Origin of the sequence: Paenibacillus sp. FSL F4-0243 (genome assembly GCF_037963295.1) — a bacterium.
Lineage (GTDB): Bacteria > Bacillota > Bacilli > Paenibacillales > Paenibacillaceae > Paenibacillus_AQ.
In genome coordinates this window covers 6,578,635-6,594,859 of the sequence record NZ_CP150151.1, presented here as the reverse complement: position 1 = coordinate 6,594,859, position 16,225 = coordinate 6,578,635, and the positions used below count along the sequence as shown (strand labels likewise).

The 16,225-nt window shown below is 45.4% G+C and carries 13 protein-coding genes; 10 read left to right on the top strand and 3 right to left on the bottom strand.

The features are described from left to right. Positions 1 to 5: 5 nt before the first annotated feature. A complete protein-coding gene (locus NSS87_RS29225) occupies positions 6 to 2,234 on the top strand; it encodes an MMPL family transporter (protein WP_339243841.1) in 2,229 nt (742 codons plus the stop codon). Positions 2,235 to 2,324: 90 nt separating this feature from the next. On the opposite strand, the gene NSS87_RS29220 is transcribed toward NSS87_RS29225, so the two are convergent. From NSS87_RS29220 to NSS87_RS29210, 3 genes are all read right to left on the bottom strand, one after another. Next, the gene (locus NSS87_RS29220; protein WP_339243838.1) at positions 2,325 to 2,642 is read right to left on the bottom strand and encodes an antibiotic biosynthesis monooxygenase; all 318 of its coding nucleotides are present in this window, start codon (positions 2,640 to 2,642) and stop codon (positions 2,325 to 2,327) included. Positions 2,643 to 3,396: 754 nt separating this feature from the next. Next, complete coding sequence (locus tag NSS87_RS29215; protein WP_339243837.1) at positions 3,397 to 4,116, bottom strand: 3-ketoacyl-ACP reductase; 720 nt, start codon at positions 4,114 to 4,116, stop codon at positions 3,397 to 3,399. A gap of 172 nt (positions 4,117 to 4,288) precedes the next feature. Next, complete coding sequence (locus tag NSS87_RS29210) at positions 4,289 to 5,836, bottom strand: FAD-dependent oxidoreductase (RefSeq protein WP_339243836.1); 1,548 nt, start codon at positions 5,834 to 5,836, stop codon at positions 4,289 to 4,291. Positions 5,837 to 5,993: 157 nt separating this feature from the next. Between NSS87_RS29210 and NSS87_RS29205 the strand changes: the two genes are divergently transcribed. From NSS87_RS29205 to NSS87_RS29165, 9 genes are all read left to right on the top strand, one after another. Next, complete coding sequence (locus NSS87_RS29205) at positions 5,994 to 7,352, top strand: spore germination protein (RefSeq protein ID WP_339243835.1); 1,359 nt, start codon at positions 5,994 to 5,996, stop codon at positions 7,350 to 7,352. Beyond that, positions 7,352 to 8,452, top strand: coding sequence for a GerAB/ArcD/ProY family transporter (locus NSS87_RS29200; protein ID WP_042194655.1), 1,101 nt, complete (start codon positions 7,352 to 7,354; stop codon positions 8,450 to 8,452). Before NSS87_RS29205 ends, NSS87_RS29200 begins: the two co-directional genes overlap by 1 nt. Beyond that, positions 8,449 to 9,546: a Ger(x)C family spore germination protein gene (locus tag NSS87_RS29195; protein ID WP_339243834.1), complete on the top strand. Its 1,098-nt coding sequence runs from the start codon at positions 8,449 to 8,451 to the stop codon at positions 9,544 to 9,546. The genes NSS87_RS29200 and NSS87_RS29195 overlap by 4 nt, the downstream gene beginning before the upstream one ends. 91 nt (positions 9,547 to 9,637) lie before the next feature. Continuing rightward, entirely contained in the window at positions 9,638 to 10,033 is a 396-nt protein-coding gene (locus tag NSS87_RS29190) for a transcriptional repressor (protein WP_042131422.1), read from the top strand. A gap of 227 nt (positions 10,034 to 10,260) precedes the next feature. Continuing rightward, positions 10,261 to 12,255, top strand: coding sequence for a methyl-accepting chemotaxis protein (locus tag NSS87_RS29185; RefSeq protein WP_339243832.1), 1,995 nt, complete (start codon positions 10,261 to 10,263; stop codon positions 12,253 to 12,255). A 121-nt stretch (positions 12,256 to 12,376) separates the two neighbouring features. Further along, complete coding sequence (locus tag NSS87_RS29180) at positions 12,377 to 13,189, top strand: uroporphyrinogen-III synthase (RefSeq protein ID WP_339243830.1); 813 nt, start codon at positions 12,377 to 12,379, stop codon at positions 13,187 to 13,189. Between the two features lie 206 nt (positions 13,190 to 13,395). Continuing rightward, positions 13,396 to 14,034, top strand: a complete 639-nt coding sequence (locus NSS87_RS29175; protein ID WP_042192549.1) for a ThuA domain-containing protein — start codon at positions 13,396 to 13,398, stop codon at positions 14,032 to 14,034. 95 nt (positions 14,035 to 14,129) lie between these two features. Next, the gene (locus NSS87_RS29170; RefSeq protein ID WP_042131416.1) at positions 14,130 to 14,477 is read left to right on the top strand and encodes a phasin family protein; all 348 of its coding nucleotides are present in this window, start codon (positions 14,130 to 14,132) and stop codon (positions 14,475 to 14,477) included. After that, positions 14,478 to 16,145, top strand: a complete 1,668-nt coding sequence (locus NSS87_RS29165; RefSeq protein WP_042192546.1) for an AarF/ABC1/UbiB kinase family protein — start codon at positions 14,478 to 14,480, stop codon at positions 16,143 to 16,145. It begins immediately after the preceding gene. The last annotated feature ends 80 nt before the right edge of the window (positions 16,146 to 16,225 follow it).

The window sequence follows — 16,225 nt, the reverse complement described above, 5'->3', positions numbered from 1 at the left end:
AGAGGATGAAGGGAATGTCAGGCTACGGTAAATGGGTGGCAGGAAAAAAGACGAAATGGATTACTCTTCTCGTATGGATAGTGCTAGTAGGTGCACTTACCCTATTATGGCCTGCAGTGAATTCTCAAGTTGCTAATAATGCGCCCAATCTCCCAGATGATGCACAATCAATACAGGCAACAGCAATTGCAGAACAAGAGTTTCCAAGTGGAAGCGGAGTACCTGCATTGCTCGTATGGCATAGAGAAGGTGGGCTTTCACAAGACGATTTAGTACATATCACTGCTGTATACAACAAGTTGGAGCAGCAACCGTTACCCCATCAGAACTTTGTTCCCCCACTAGGGAAGCTGCCGCCGCAGGCACTGCAAGCCTCATTATCTGAGGATCTTAGTACACTGGTAACCCCGGTGCTTTTTGATAAAACGGCAGATAGTGATCAGCTCGGTGAAGCTGTGACAGAAATGAAGAAGATCATAAACATAGAGACGGGTGGAGACCCCTCCGCGGCTAAGGTAGATGGAAAAGACCTGAGTTTACGTGTTACGGGTCCAGTGGGCATCTCTATAGATGCTTCAGGCCTGTTTCAGAACGCTGACGTTTCCTTGTTAATTGCTACGGTTATGCTTGTGCTGGTGTTCTTATTAGTGATTTATCGTTCGCCGATCTTGGCGTTTATTCCACTTATTGCAGTTGGATTCGCTTATGGTATAACTAGTCCGATTCTTGGAAAAATGGCGCAAGAAGGCTGGATCACCGTGGATTCACAGGCAGTATCCATCATGACAGTTCTGTTGTTCGGTGCGGGTACGGACTATTGTTTGTTCCTGATCTCACGGTTCCGGCAGTTGTTGAAGGTAGAAGAGAGTAAGAGTCGTGCGCTTCTTCGCTCCATTACCGAATCTTCAGGCGCCATCGCTATGAGTGGCTTCACCGTCGTGCTCGCGCTGTTTGCGTTATTGCTGGCTAAGTATGGAGCTTATCATCGTTTTGCAATACCGTTCAGCGTGTCGATTTTCATTATGGGAATTGCTAGCTTAACGCTTGTACCTGCACTTTTGGCGATCTTCGGACGGACCTCGTTCTTCCCATTCATTCCGCGCACGCCGCAAATGGAGGTTGAACGGGCTAAGGCTAAAGGAAAACCAGCTCCAGAACCCAAAGTCTCCCATAAAAAAGGGATTGGCGGATTTGTAGTTTCCAGACCTTGGGCTATCGTAGGAGTGACTGTCATCGGACTGGGGATTCTGGCTTCATTCTCTAGTGGAATCAAGTTTACGTATGATATCCTCTCTTCTTTTCCTAAAAATATGGAGTCCCGCGAAGGGTTCGACCTCATTGGTAAGCAGTTTTCTCCGGGAGAACTAGCACCCGCTAAACTGATTATTGATACTAAGGGGCAAGCGAGTGGAGAGGATCTTAAAGTCATTCTCGGAGGGCTCACGTATGTGGACACGGTTTCCGATCCGCAGCAGGGCGCTGTGAATAAGGATATTCTGGGTTATGATATCGAATTTAAGAACAATCCTTATTCACTTGAAGCGATGGGGCATATTCCAGCCCTTCTAGCAACAGCAGAGCAAGCGCTGATTGATGTAGGGGTAGAGAATCCTTCAGATCATGTGTGGGTAAGTGGTCAGACAGCAACGCAGTATGATACCAAAAAAATCGGAGATCGTGACACCGATCTGATTATCCCAGTTGTTATCGGGTTGATCACTTTGCTGTTGTTGATATATCTGCGTTCGATAGTGGCGACTATTTATCTGGTCGGAACGGTCATTCTCTCCTTCTTCTCTGCACTTGGCTTAGGCTGGATTATCATTCATTATGTGATGGGCGCAGATGCCATTCAGGGAGCGATCCCGCTCTATTCTTTTGTATTCCTGGTGGCACTTGGAGAAGATTACAACATCTTTATGATCTCTAATATTTGGAAAAAGCGTAAGAGCATGCCGCTTAAGCAGGCCATCGCGGAAGGCGTGAATGAGACCAGCTCGGTAATTACCTCTGCGGGCCTCATTCTGGCAGGTACTTTTGCTGTATTAGCTAGCTTACCGATTCAGGTGCTTGTGCAATTTGGTATCATCACCGCTCTAGGTATTCTACTTGATACCTTCGTAGTACGTCCGTTCCTTGTGCCCGCTATTACGACACTTTTTGGTCGATGGGCATTCTGGCCGGGGAAACATCAAGAGGTGGAGCAAGCTCTGTCTCGTAGTAGTGAGCAATAAGCGACACATTGTAAAAACAAACAGGGATGTCTCAAAGCCATATTGGCTTAGGGCATCCCTGTTGTTATTGTCATGGTCGAAACCCAATGCTTAATTGCTGGTGCCGGGTGTTCGGCTGATCATCAGATTATACTTGTCGATCGAAGCACCAAGAATGGCTTCATTGCCACCAGCACCGCGGTGTGATTGACGGAAGGATTCACTGGAGGTCCAGCCTTTAAATGCCTCCTCATTCTCCCACATGGTACAGATCTTTAATTCCTCAACACCTTCTTTGGCACTTCCTTGCCACACCTCCATACGGACGAATCCTGGCATATCCTGTACACCATTATTTCCTCCGAAACGTTGAGCAATGGCTTCACCATGACCTTCTTTAACCTTAATAGTATTAGTTACTACTAGCATATTAGGTAAACCTCCGTTCAGTAGTGTGATATCCATACATAAACAATAGGTTGAATATATAATTGCACTTTATACACTTAAAAGTTCTGTTTCGTTAAAAACGAAGCGATAAGTGTATTCTCTGCAACTAAATTCCATGAATTTGGCGAATGGTTGAAAATTGCCTGCTTTTAGTTGCACAGAGTGCAATTAAAGTGTGAAGGATCCTCTAATTACGCTGAATAGATGTACAAAGTGCAACTATTGCTACTCGAACGCCTAGTAGTGACTAGAGCTCGATGTAACGGCCCTTAACTACAATTACTTATCGTAACTATAAGTACCAATCACAACTATAAGAAGAATATAAGCACCACAATATTATTATTACTAACAATTAAATAAGTACCTAAACCCCAGTTGCCTACTCTGGTGATGAAAGTGAAGTTTGATTGCAAAATGTGCAACAGAATAGCTAGGAACTAGTCTACAAAAGGTATTCTGTTGCACTCTGTACAATTGAATTAAGGTTAAATCGCCTAAAGTAGTGTTTTTCCCCAGTTTGATTGCACAAAGTGCAATCAAACCAAGTTTTAGCCGCCACCAGAGACATTCTATTGCACAAAGTGCAATCAGAGCATCGAGAGGAGTTAGAGCCTGAGGGATTATCGATCACAAATTGCAACAAAACAATCCAAGCTTCTTCCTCCTACATCCAGCCGCATTCTCCTGAACAAGTGCAATCAGAGCATGGCGTAGAACCAGCTGCTCCCTTTTATTGCGGATTAGTGGTCCAGAGTCCAGCTGTTTTTAGGAAGACACGATCCGGCAGCTTCAAGGCTGTTAAAGCCAATTCAGCTACATCCTCAGGCTGCATCATGCGGTCTTCGTCACCGATTTTAAGTCCAGCGTTGGAAGCTAATCCGGTGTTAACAGTGCTTGGAGTCAAGGCTACGACGCGGATGTTGTGCTTACGCACCTCTTGTGCGAGGGCTTCGGTCATGCCCATCAGTGCGAACTTAGATGCGCAGTAAGCCGAGCCTGTAGCAAAGCCGCGTTCTCCGGCAGTGGAAGAGATATTGATGATGTTTCCACCGTTCTTCTCAATCATAGCTGGCAGCGCAGCGCGAGTTACATAATAGGTACCGTAAAGATTGACTTGGATATGACTTTCCCAATCGGCAGGGTCCATTTCTACCAAAGTGCCGAATTTTGCAATTCCGGCATTGTTGATTAATGCGTCAAATGTTCCTATCTCGTTTTGCAGGTAAGCAACCGCACGTTCCGCTTCTTCGCGTACAGCAATATCCGCTACGGCGATGCTGACTTTCACGTCGTATACTTCCGTTAAGGCTGATTTTAACGCTTCGAGATCGCCTGAAGTTCTGGAGATCAGGCCCAAATTAGCACCTTCCTTAGCTAGTGCCATGGCTAAGGCTTTGCCGATCCCTTTGCCTGCACCAGTAATCACAACACTCTTTCCTCTCAAATCCATCTCTAACGTCACGCTCCTTTAAACATTTTTGAAGCTAATGCTTCGTTCATGTCCTATTATACCTGAATGCTATAGAGCATTCACAGTCGCCGAAGGAAACGATTTGAAAATTTCCATGTATAGCGATGTTATTTTCCATGAATCCATCATTTGTTTCCACGAATGAAATGATTTATTCGTAAAGCTTCGTCAGCGGCACGGATGCAGGTCCCTCTAAGACTTCTCCATCATAGGAGAAACGGGAGCCGTGGCAAGGGCAATCCCAAGAACGGTCGCCATCGTTCCATTCGCATTCACAGCCCATATGTGTACAGGTTCTGTCTACCAGATGAAGCGTCCCTTCCGGATCCTTATAAGCTCCCACACGTTTGCCGTCATGGAAGACAACAGCCCCTTCGTCTGCCTTCAAATCACTTGTCTTTTTATGGACGATTTCTACTTTGCCCGCTACAAGCTCTTTTGCCACATTGGCATTTTGAACGAAGAAGCTTTTTAGGCTGGCGCCAGCTTTGAAGCGGGATGGATCGTATAGCTCTGTGTATGGATTATCCTTACGCTGAATCTGATCGGAGATAATTTGAGCGGATAAGGTACCGCTTGTCATGCCCCATTTTCCAAATCCGGTAGCGATATAAATCTCTTCGCTGTCCGAAATCTTGCCGATGTAGGGGACCTTGTCCAGCGTAATTAAATCCTGTGCTGACCACCGGTAAGGGATCGTTTTGATGCCCAGCAAGTGGCCTGCGAACAGTTCCAGATTCTCATAATGACCTATCGTGCAAATGCCTTGGCCCGTCTTATGATTCTCACCCCCGACGATAATCAGATTCTGGCCTTCCCACTCCACTGCACGCAGAGAACGGGTTGGTTCGCTGGCACTTAAATACATTCCACCCTCAAAATCCGTTTCGGGCTGGATCGCCAGACAGTAGGAACGTTCAGCATGCAGTCGCGAGAAATATAAAGCACCTCCGTCGTAGAAGGGGAAATGAGAAGCTGACACAGCGTAACGGCAGGTGATACGGAAGTCATTCTTTTCCGTAAAAAGCGTAAGCGTATCGTTCTTCTCCACCTTGTCCGCCATCATCGTATGCTCATAGATCACGCCACCTTTTTCCACGATAACCTTCAACAAGGCCTTCAGATATTGCAGGGGGTGAAAGCGAGCTTGTCCTGGCAGTTTAATCGCACCGCTCGCCATTAGAGGGATAGAGACGTTATCCAGCCATTCACCGGGCAGGCCTAATTGTTCATAGGCTTTATACTCTTCTTCCAACTGTTTAAGCGTTTTATGATCTTCAGCATCAGCGTACAAATAGGCCGCTTCACGTTTCATGTCACAAGACACTTCAAGTTCTTCAGCCGTTTTTAAGATCCAATTCATAGCCTCATTGTTCGATTGATAATAGCGCCGGGCATTCTCCGCCCCGAAATGTTTCAGCAAATGATGATAGATTAATCCGTGCTGAGTGGAGATCTTGGCGCTTGTAAAACCCGTAGTACCGCTGAGGATTTCCCCTGCCTCCAAGAGTGCGACTTTGTATCCGGCTTTGCTTAAGAGATAGGCTGTTGTAATCCCTGTAATACCGCCGCCCACCACAGCGACATCTGTAGAAATATCTTCAGTCAGCTTTGGAAAGGTCGGTAAATCTGTAGTGTCACGCCATATTGATTCTGGAAATTGCGGAAGACCTTGCGTTATTTTACGGTGTGGATCCATCTTATTATCCCTCCATCTGTACAATGCTCATTTCATTTATTACCACAGTCCCGTTAAAAGAAACTCTGTATTCATATGTGCAGTGCATGAATTCAGAGAAATAGTGCCAAAATAAGGTGGCATCCGGGAAGCGCAGGATAAATAGGAGGGATGATCCATGTCAGTTCAACAGGATAAGCACAATGTTTCTCTGGAATGGATCAAGGGTGAGTTGGACGGATTTGCCGATTTAATTGATAGAACGCTCGTTGCACCTTTTGGGCAGATCAACTTACTTTATATTAAAAGCGTTACAGATTCGCAGACGCTCAGTCGCCATGTGATTACGCCGTTCTATGAGATGGGGGATACTAACGCTTACCTTGATTACATTACGACGTATCCGGGCACGGAAGAGGAGACTACGAAGGAAATAGCGATCGATCTTTTGCTTAGTGGCTACGTTCTCCTTAGCATAAATGATGTGATTTGTTTTTTTGACGCGATGAGTACAGAGAGCAGTGGTGTTAGTGAAACGTCTGCAGAAAGCATTTCACAGGGACCTTCAGATGCACTAACGGAGGATATTGCGGTTAATCTGAACATGATTCGCCGTCGCTATCAATCCACTAATCTCAAAATGGAAACCATGATCATCGGCGATGTCTCCAAAACAAAAGTGGCCATCCTATACGACATCAGTCGTGTTGATCATAATGTATTAGCGGAATTAAGGGAGAAGATGAATACCCTAAAGGTTGATATTTTACAGGCTACGGGAGAACTTGAGAAGTTTATAAGCAGTGATAAATTGAGAGTACTCCCTAAGTCTATTATTACTGAAAGACCTGATAGAGTTGTGTTTAATTTGTCTGAAGGAAAAGTAGCGATACTCCTGGATACAACGGGATATGCGATAGTGTTGCCCTCCATATTTAATGATTTTTTTACATCCATGGATGATAAGATCCAATTTCCTATTGTGGGCCGTTTCTTAAAGCTACTCCGAATTATCGGTGTGTGCATGACGTTGTGGCTGCCTGCGATCTATGTAACACTTACCTCTTATAACCCAGAGATTATTCGTGTGCAGGTTGCACTACTCATTTCGGGTAGTCGCGCGACCGTTCCTTATCCATCTTTTGTGGAAGTACTCTTAATGCTTATGATGATGGAATTTCTGACCGAGGCGAGTTTACGGCTGCCCAAAGCGATTGGTCCTACGGCCACGACAGTCGGAGGTCTAATCTTAGGTCAGGCAGCTACCGCGGCAGGGCTTGTAGGTAATATTATGATTATATTGGTCTCTGCCGTTGCGATATCCAATTTTCTGATTCCTCTGAATATGATGAGCTTGTCGATACGCGTGCTGAAGTACATTTTTCTTATAGCTGCCGCTGTTCTAGGAATGGTTGGTGTAGTGGTCTGTGTTGTAGGATTCGCGATGTATTTATGCAATCAGCGTAGCTTTGGACAACCTTATTTCAGATTGTTTTTTCTTGATAACCTTGGTAAGAAGAAGGGCGGGGAACATTGATGGCCAAAAGCCGTTATTTCTACTGTCTTTTTCTGATGAACAGCTTGATCAACATCATTAATTTTGTTCCTAGGGAACTAATAGACAGACGCTTTGACGGTGCTTTGTTCTCCATACTGATTGCAACGGTCCTTGGCACTTTGTTTGTCTATATATTTACTGTATTGATTGCTAAATTTCCTGGAAAGGGGTTTCCGGAAATATTTACCCCTCTTCTTCCTAAGCTGCTAGTCAAACCCTTACTAGTGTTTTTTGCGGGGTTATGGTGTGTGGCTGGGGGGGTTACCTTGCTTTCCTTTGTAGATATTACACTGCGATATGTCAGTCCGAATTCAAGCCCATATACTGTCGTGATCGGCTTTCTGATATTGGTCTGCATCTGCTGTCGCTTTGATTCACTATCACTTTTGTATGGTCTTGAAATCATTCTTTTCGTTACATTACCGTTAATTGTCTATGGCATCGTAAAGGCGCTGACCAATCCGGACTTCAATTGGGATTCTGTTCTGCAGATTACTACATACATCTGGCATAAGCCGGATTTGATGAGTCTTTCGGCAGCTACCTTTTCTTTTAGTGGTTATATTAATCTAGCCATCTTTAATCGGGTATTTCATGGGTTAAAGCTAAAGCATGTTTGGATTTTAGGGGTGGAAGGACTTCTCGTACTTCTCGTAACCTTTTTAGTCCCTATCGGTTATTTCGGTACTGTTGCGATTGAGAGACATGTATATACGTGGTTCTCGACGGCAGACAGTATCCGGATAGAATCCTTTATTATTGAACGCATGTTGTTTATTTTTTATTTTGCCTACATGACTTTATCTCTGGTGAGTGTAATTGTTCATTGGCATGTAGGGTTAGGGTTATTCAAAGGTGCTATTTCATCTACGAAAAAAAAATCGCAGAAGGCAGAGCAGTGGAAAGAGTGGCTCATCCTGTGCTTGTTTAGCGGACTGGTCCTCTCCTTAATTTGGATGGATCAATATCAGCTCAACGTGTTGGGCATTTGGTTTCTACAGATCCGCTGGTTTGGTGAGATGTTCTTAATCGCTCTGCTGTTTTATTGTTATCGCAAAGTAAGGAGGCAGAGGTTGTGAGAAAAGCACTTAGTGCAATAGGAATTGTATTACTGCTACTCCTTGCCGGCTGTGACTTCAAAGAAATTGATTTAAGGATATTCGTACTGGCGATCGGTGTTGACCCTGGTGAAGAAGAAGGGACTTTCAAGATCAGCTTGAAACTGGCCATCCCACAGGGGGAAGTTACTAAGATTGATGAGAAGATGCAGATATTAACCGAAGAGTCCCCTAGTATTTCGGAAGCGCTCCGCAGAATGAAGTCAAAAGTGGAGAAGGAGCTTGATTATTCCCATTGTAAATCGATTATTTTGGGAGAAGGGATCGCACGTAAAGATATTCAGCATGTTATGGATTGGGCCGTGCGGCGCAGAGATGTCCAGCTTATTGTAAATTTTGCAGTCGGGCGTCCGGAGGCACTTCAAGTGCTGCAGGTACGACCCGAATCGGAGCGTATCCCATCGAATTCTCTTATTCTGGCGATGAGTGGTCAGGGAACGGAATCTCCATTTATTGCTAGTGTGTATTCCTTTCAGCTGATGAGAAATATTTATGAGAAGGGTATTGATCCGATCTTGCCGATTATCGAGGCCAAAGGGAAGAGCGAGTTCTTAATTGATAAAATCGCTCTACTGGATAGCGAGAAAATCAAGATGGTGCTTACACCGAACGAAACCCGGCTATACAATCTGCTGTCGCGCTCCAACTTACGGACCAATTTGCCAGCCCATATTGAGGGGGTCATGTATCAGTATTACACAGAGAGATCATCCTCGGACTACAAGATACTAAATACGGAGAGCGGAAAAGCTACTATTCGATACCATATTAAGATTAAAGGGATCCTCGAAGAGAGTAGCAGCCCGGATTTGGTGACACATAGCAAGTTGAAAAAAATTCAGGCAGCTGGCGAGAAAGAATTGGAAGATGATATCTTAGCATTACTAAAAAAAATTCATACGAGCGGTTTGGATCCTTTTGGGTGGGGGCTGCACTATGGAGCTAGACATTTTAATAATGATACCGAAATGGAAGTGTGGAAGGGGCTCTATGCCGGGCTCGATTTTCAGGTCAAAGCTGATGTTAACATCAAATATTCAGGATTGATTAAGTAACTGAGAAAGTAATGAGTGGATAAAAGTGGGATTGACGTTCTTACATTCACGATTTATACTTGATCTAAAAACAAGTTAGAGGATGATAGCAATGAAAAGTCTAAATTTGACTTCCCAACGTCAAGCCGTTTACGATATCGTCCTTAATTCACATGACCATCCCACTGCTGCGGAAGTAATGAACCGGCTAGTAGAACAAGGTCATAGCTTAGCATACGGTACTGTATATAACTCTCTTCGTTATCTTTCAGATAAACAAATGATTCGTGAGCTTAAGCTTGGTGAGGCTGCCAGCAGATATGATGCCCGCATGGATGATCACCAGCATATCATTTGCGAGGTTTGCGGTGCGGTTGATGAGGTAATGAACCAAGTTCCACGAGACTGGATGAACACAGTGGCCAAGGATACAGGTTATACCATTGGTCATGCTCATGTGGTATTCGGAGGCGTCTGCCCGAACTGCAAGAATAAGAACGTGAACTAGGATGAAAGAACCGGAGCCTTTTGCTACGGTAATGATAAGAAATAGGCTTATTTGAGTAGATCGCTCTCTTTGAGGCGGTCTTTTTGTTGCGTTTATATGACAATTTTTAAGAATGATGAGAAAAATGAAGAAAGATAGGAGGAAAATCGGTTCCAAAGGAGGATATATAATTATATAGTAAGTCTGGTAAATAAGTCCTTCTTTAAGACTCGAAGAGAGAGAGTGTGATGACATCTATGAACAAAAAAGCGGGTATGAGTATCCGAACCAAATTAATTCTGACATACCTATTAGTTCTACTGTTGCCCAGTATCATTATCGGTTGGCGAACCTATCAATCTGCTAGCCATGAAGTGGAAGATCAACTAGTGAACAATGCTACCGAAAGTGTTGAGGCAGTAGATGCAATCATCAACTCGAATATTCAATCGAAAATAGATGCTATTTCTTATTTTGCTGCTGAGTTCACCGCTGAGGGGACCAACAGTGAGGCAAATGGAGAGACGGTAGCTTCTATGAAGGACAGATTAAAGGAATATGCTGTGCTACATCCTGATGTGCTAGATATTTATGTTAGTACAAGCAGAGGGCAATCGATCCATGCTTCGGAAGCCAAGCTGCCCGAAGGCTATGATCCCAGGCAGGAAAGTGCCTATATTAATTCTCTGAAGCACGGGAAAGGTGTTGTGATTTCTCCGGCCTTTCAAACTGTGAATCAGGAAACGGCGATCGCGATATCAACGGTCCTGAAGAGCGGTGACGGGGTAATAACCCTGAATCTCAATCTATCTGCATTAGGAGAATTGACCGCGACCAAGGTGGGCAAGGAAGGATATATTATTATCCTGGATAACAGCAAGAAATATCTTGTTCATCCAACAGAGACTATTGGGCTGGAGTCATCCGATGACTTTATAAAGAAAATGTTTGAGGAAGATCAAGGTACTTTTGATTATGTCTACAAGGGTATGCACAAAAAGATGACGTTTATGGTAAATGAGCTTACGGGCTGGAGAATCGGAGGCACGATAAGCATAGATGAAGTGACTTCAGTAACGAGTGGAATCCGCAATACAGCGCTGCTTGTAATTGTAGCTTCCGTTCTGCTTGCACTGATCGTAATCTATTTTAATATTCAATCTATCTTGAAGCCTCTGATCCGTTTGCGGAAAGCAACTGCCGTGATAGCCAAAGGGGATCTGTCCGAAGACATGGGAGCTTTCCGCAAAGATGAAATTGGCATGCTAGCCGAGAACTTTCAATTAATGGTGCTCAGCCTGCGCGAGATGATCATAGGTGTGCAGGAGATGACGAGTAATGTCTCCTCTTCAGCCGAAGAGCTGACTGCCAGTGCGGAGCAGAATGCCCAAACGATCGAACAAATGACGATAGCGATTCAGGAGGTAGCGGCAGGGACGGAACGGCAGGTAATCGGTGTACGCAAAGGAATGGAAAGTACAGCGGCGACGACAAGCGAAGTAGATCATATTTCCGTATATATGGAGCAGGTGTCTGCGATGATGGACAAGACTTCACTCTCTGCTTCGGAAGGAAATGATTCCGTCATCAGCGTGGTGGATAAGATCAATGGTATCGATAGAACGGTGGGAGAGCTTGGCAGTGTAATCGACAAGCTGAACGAAAGAACCGGTCAAATTGAGGGCATTGTCGGCGTCATCACAGGGATTGCCCGTCAGACCAATTTGTTAGCTCTCAATGCTTCTATTGAGGCGGCCAGAGCTGGAGAGCATGGCCGTGGATTTGCCGTTGTTGCTGCTGAAGTGCGTAAGCTGGCAGAGGAATCAGAGAGATCAGCGCATTTGATTGCAGAGCAGATTACCGCCATTAATAGTGAGATGACGCTGGTGACTCATACGATGGAGGACACAAAGCAGCGCGTAACCGAAGGGATAGAGGCCGTGGATACTTCCGGACGTTCTTTCTCACGTATCCGTAGAGCGGTCAAGAGTGCCGCAGAGAAGATTGAGGCAATGGGTGGCGCTGTACAGACCTTATTGGTGGAATCAGATCACATGGAGAAGGCTATAGGAGAGATTCGCGGCATCTCTGAAGAAGCGGCTGTGAATACAGAGACCATCGCAACGGCAGCGCAAGAGCAGCTCGCTTCTGTTGAAGAGATGGCGTCTTCGTCTACCGACCTTAGCCGTCTTGCGGAGGAACTGCAAAAGCTTGTGAGTAGCTTTAAAATACACTCCTCCTAGTAATAATATATATTTCATATAGGAAAACGATGCTTTTATCTTCCCTTTTGCAGCCCTTTGCAAGTATACTGATAAACAATAATGTTGGGTTAGGCAACGGAGAGAGGAGAGATAATAGTACATGGCAGAGCAACTGAAGGGGTTCACGGTCGCCTTGGCGGGTCCGCGCAAATCGGAAGAGATGGCCAAGCTGGTGCAAAATATGGGGGGGACGGCGTTATGTCGACCTGCTCAAGGTACTGTCTTTCTTGATGATGAGGCATTGGAGGAAGGATTGAATTCATGGATCAGCCATCCACCTTATTTGGTGATCCTTACCACAGGCATGGGACTGGATGCTCTCTTCCAAACGGCTGAACGCCTTAATATCGCTGAGCGTTTCTTAGAGGTCCTTTCTGGTTCTATTATTGCTGCACGGGGTTATAAGACAGTGAATGCTTTGAAAAAAAGAGGACTTACGCCGGAGGTTCGTGACGACGACGGAAGTACGATCGGATTGATTCGTGGGCTTCAATCTTTGGATTTGAAGGGCAAGGAGGTCGTACTGCAGCTGCACGGCGATCCAGCTCCTCGTATGCTCGCATGGCTGCAGGAGGCTGGGGCGAATACCCGCCAAGTGCTGCCGTATCGTCATACTCTACCAGAACCGGGTGAGCTTGAAAGATTGCTTACAGAAATCATAGAAGGTAAGATTGATGCCGTTGCTTTTACAAGTGCGCCACAATTTCGTTTCCTCTCTCAGTTTGCTCGGGAACAGGGCAAACTGGAGGAGATGCTAAGGTCTTTCGAGGATAAAGTGCTTGCTGTTTCTGTAGGGCGTATTACCTCTGAGGCTCTAAAAGAAGAGGGCCTACAACGTATCATCATGCCTGAGCATGAACGGATGGGAAGCATGATTGTAGAGTTGGGCAAATATGTGGCGGCGAATCGCTAGACCACAGTGTGCGGAAGCTTTACAAGATTTACGTTACTATTCAGAAGCATTCCCGCCGGATTCAATGGGTGGGGATGCTTTTTTACCCGGAAGAGGATGCCTTACGAGTAGTAAACCTGCCATCTGCATGGACATTCGCAGCAGTTTTCCTTAGAATATAGGCAACATGTGATGAATAATAACAATGAATAAGGAGGAGGATCCCCATGGACAAAAGAAAATGTCTGTTACTTGGTGATTATACCCATCCCCGTTTCCATCCACTTCAAGGAGTGGACCAACAAATTAGCGAGATCTTAAATGATTTATTAACCGTTCAGTGTTCAGAAAATAAAAAAATGATGCGTATTGAGCATTTGGGAAGTTATGACTTATGCATTGCCTACAACGAATTATGGAATGAAACTGTATCTCCTCAGCAAACCGCTGGCCTACTCAGCTATGTGAGCGGTGGTGGAGGACTGATTGTTCTTCATACAGGTGCTTCATTGACGAAGCGTAACGAACTAGCTCAGCTGATCGGTGGACGCTTTAATGGTCACACTGCTTACGAGCCAATGAATTTTAAGGTGCTAGAGCATGACATTACTGAGGGCGTTGAAGACTTCCAGCTGGATGAAGAGCCTTATCATTTCGAATTTGATCCGTTCACAGATCGGACTATTCTTCTTCAGTATGAATCGGAGGGTCAATGGCTTCCAGCTGCATGGTGCCACAGCTATGGTTTAGGACGAGTAGTGTTCCTTATGCCTGGGCATCATGAGCCATCCTTCCGCCATCCAGCACTACGTAAACTGATCTTGCAGGCAGCTACTTGGGCTGCACGTATTCCGGTAAGTAACTAAGGGATTTTGCGTTTTTTTGAAATACGCACACAGTGAGGTATACTTTAATCATCAACTCCGTTTGTAACGAAACGGAATCTTTGGGAGGAAGTACTATGAGTGATTTGTTTAAAAAAGCGATCTCTTTAGGAGTGGGCCTCACCATTGTTAGTAAGGAAAAAGTAGAAAAGGTTGTTGAGGAACTAGTGAAGCGTGGGGAGCTTGCTCCTTCGGAGTCTAAGGCCCTTGTTGACCGTCTGATTGAACGCGGTGAGGAAGAGCGAGGTATGCTCAAATCTGTTGTACAAGAACAAGTACAACGCGTGTTGAAGGAAATGAAGGTTCCTGTACAAAGTGATATTGACGAGCTGGAAGGCCGAATTGCTGTATTGGAGCGTCGATTGGCCGAGCTGGAGGGCATTTCCCATCTAGAAGGAACATCGGCGGAAACGCGTACGGACTAAATGGCAGTACGTATCAGACATGCCGGACGATACCGGTCCATTGCCATGGCGCTTATGCACCATGGTTTTGGCTATATGGTGGAGGAGCTGGGGCTCTATCATTTATTATCCCTTCCACGCCGTCTTGTAACGCAAGAAGCTCATACAAGTCTTACACTCGGGGAGCGGATTCGGCTCGTATTGGAGGATTTGGGCCCAACCTTTATTAAGCTTGGACAACTCGCCAGTACCCGTTCGGATCTGCTGCCTGATTCTATTATTCAAGAATTGGTAAAACTACAGGATAATGTGCCCCCGTTCCCTGTGGAGCGAGTGCGCACGATTGTGGAGCATGAACTCGATCAACGGATGGATGAAATCTTTAATTCCTTTGAGGATACTCCCCTTGCGGCTGCGTCGATCGGTCAAGTGCATAGAGCTGTTCTTCACAGTGGGCAGGTCGTGGCTGTTAAAGTTCAGCGCCCTGGTATACTGCGAACGATGAGTAGGGATTTGGAAATTCTCAAAGATCTAAGCGCCCTTGCTGAGAAGCAGCTAGGCTGGGCGAGGCAATATCAGTTGTCCCGTATGGTAGAGGAATTCTCGAAATCTCTGCTTGGCGAGCTGGATTACGGCCAAGAAGGACGCAATGCAGAGAAAATTGCTCAACAGATGGATTATGACGGAGTATACATACCGGATATTCATTGGGACTATACGTCAGAACGGGTGCTGACGATGGAATATGTGGTAGGGATTACGCTGAGTCGTCGCGATGAGTTATTGAGTAACGGAGTTAAACTTAAGGTTATCGCTCAGCAGCTCGTGGAAATGATGCTAAGGCAAATCTTCATTCATGGCTTTTTTCATGCGGATCCGCATCCAGGGAATGTTATACGAATGGCTGATGGGAAGCTGGCTTTGATTGATTTTGGCATGATGGGGCGGCTGAACGAAGAGATGAAAGAGCAGCTGTCTGCGCTTGTCATCGCCCTAATGCGCAAGAATACGGATGCGATGGTCCGGGCAATTTTGCGTCTCGGCGTCATCCCTGAGGATGCTGATCGAGCAGCGTTGCATAATGATATGGATCGACTTCGCGAAGAGTATTATGATGTTCCGTTCAGTAAGATGAGCATAGGCAAAGCGCTAAATGATCTGTTTGGCATTGCTCGCAAGCATCGATTAGTTCTTCCCCCGGATCTAACGATGCTTGGTAAGACGATGCTGACGCTTGAGGGTGTCATTAGCAATTTAGATCCAACGATTAGCATTTTAGAGATGGCAGAGCCTTTTGGACGTGAACTTGTGAAGCAGCGATTTAGTGGTCCCCGATTGCAGCGCAAGTTCCTTGGAGGCGTAGCCGATTTAACGGAGAGTCTTTTAGAGCTTCCTGGGCAGGCAAGGCAGTTATCTGCGCTAATTACTAAGGGAAAGCTAAAGGTAGAGATTGCGGCACCTGAGCTCGAGCATCTGGAGCGAAAGCTGGACCGGGTTGGGAACCGCTTAGCATTTAGTATTGTGATGCTTGCGTTCAGTATCATCATGGTTGGACTCATTATAGGCACTGCGATGCGGGGTCAGCCTTCAGTGTTATGGAATTTTCCTACAGTGGAGATTGGCGGCGTAATAGCGCTTCTGATGTTCCTATGGTTGATCTATGCGATTTTTAAATCGGGAAGGTTCTAACCTGCAGGATAGAATAATTATTATTCTGCAGGTTCACACAAATGCCGTTCTATCAAGTACAATATAAAAGATAACTTTCT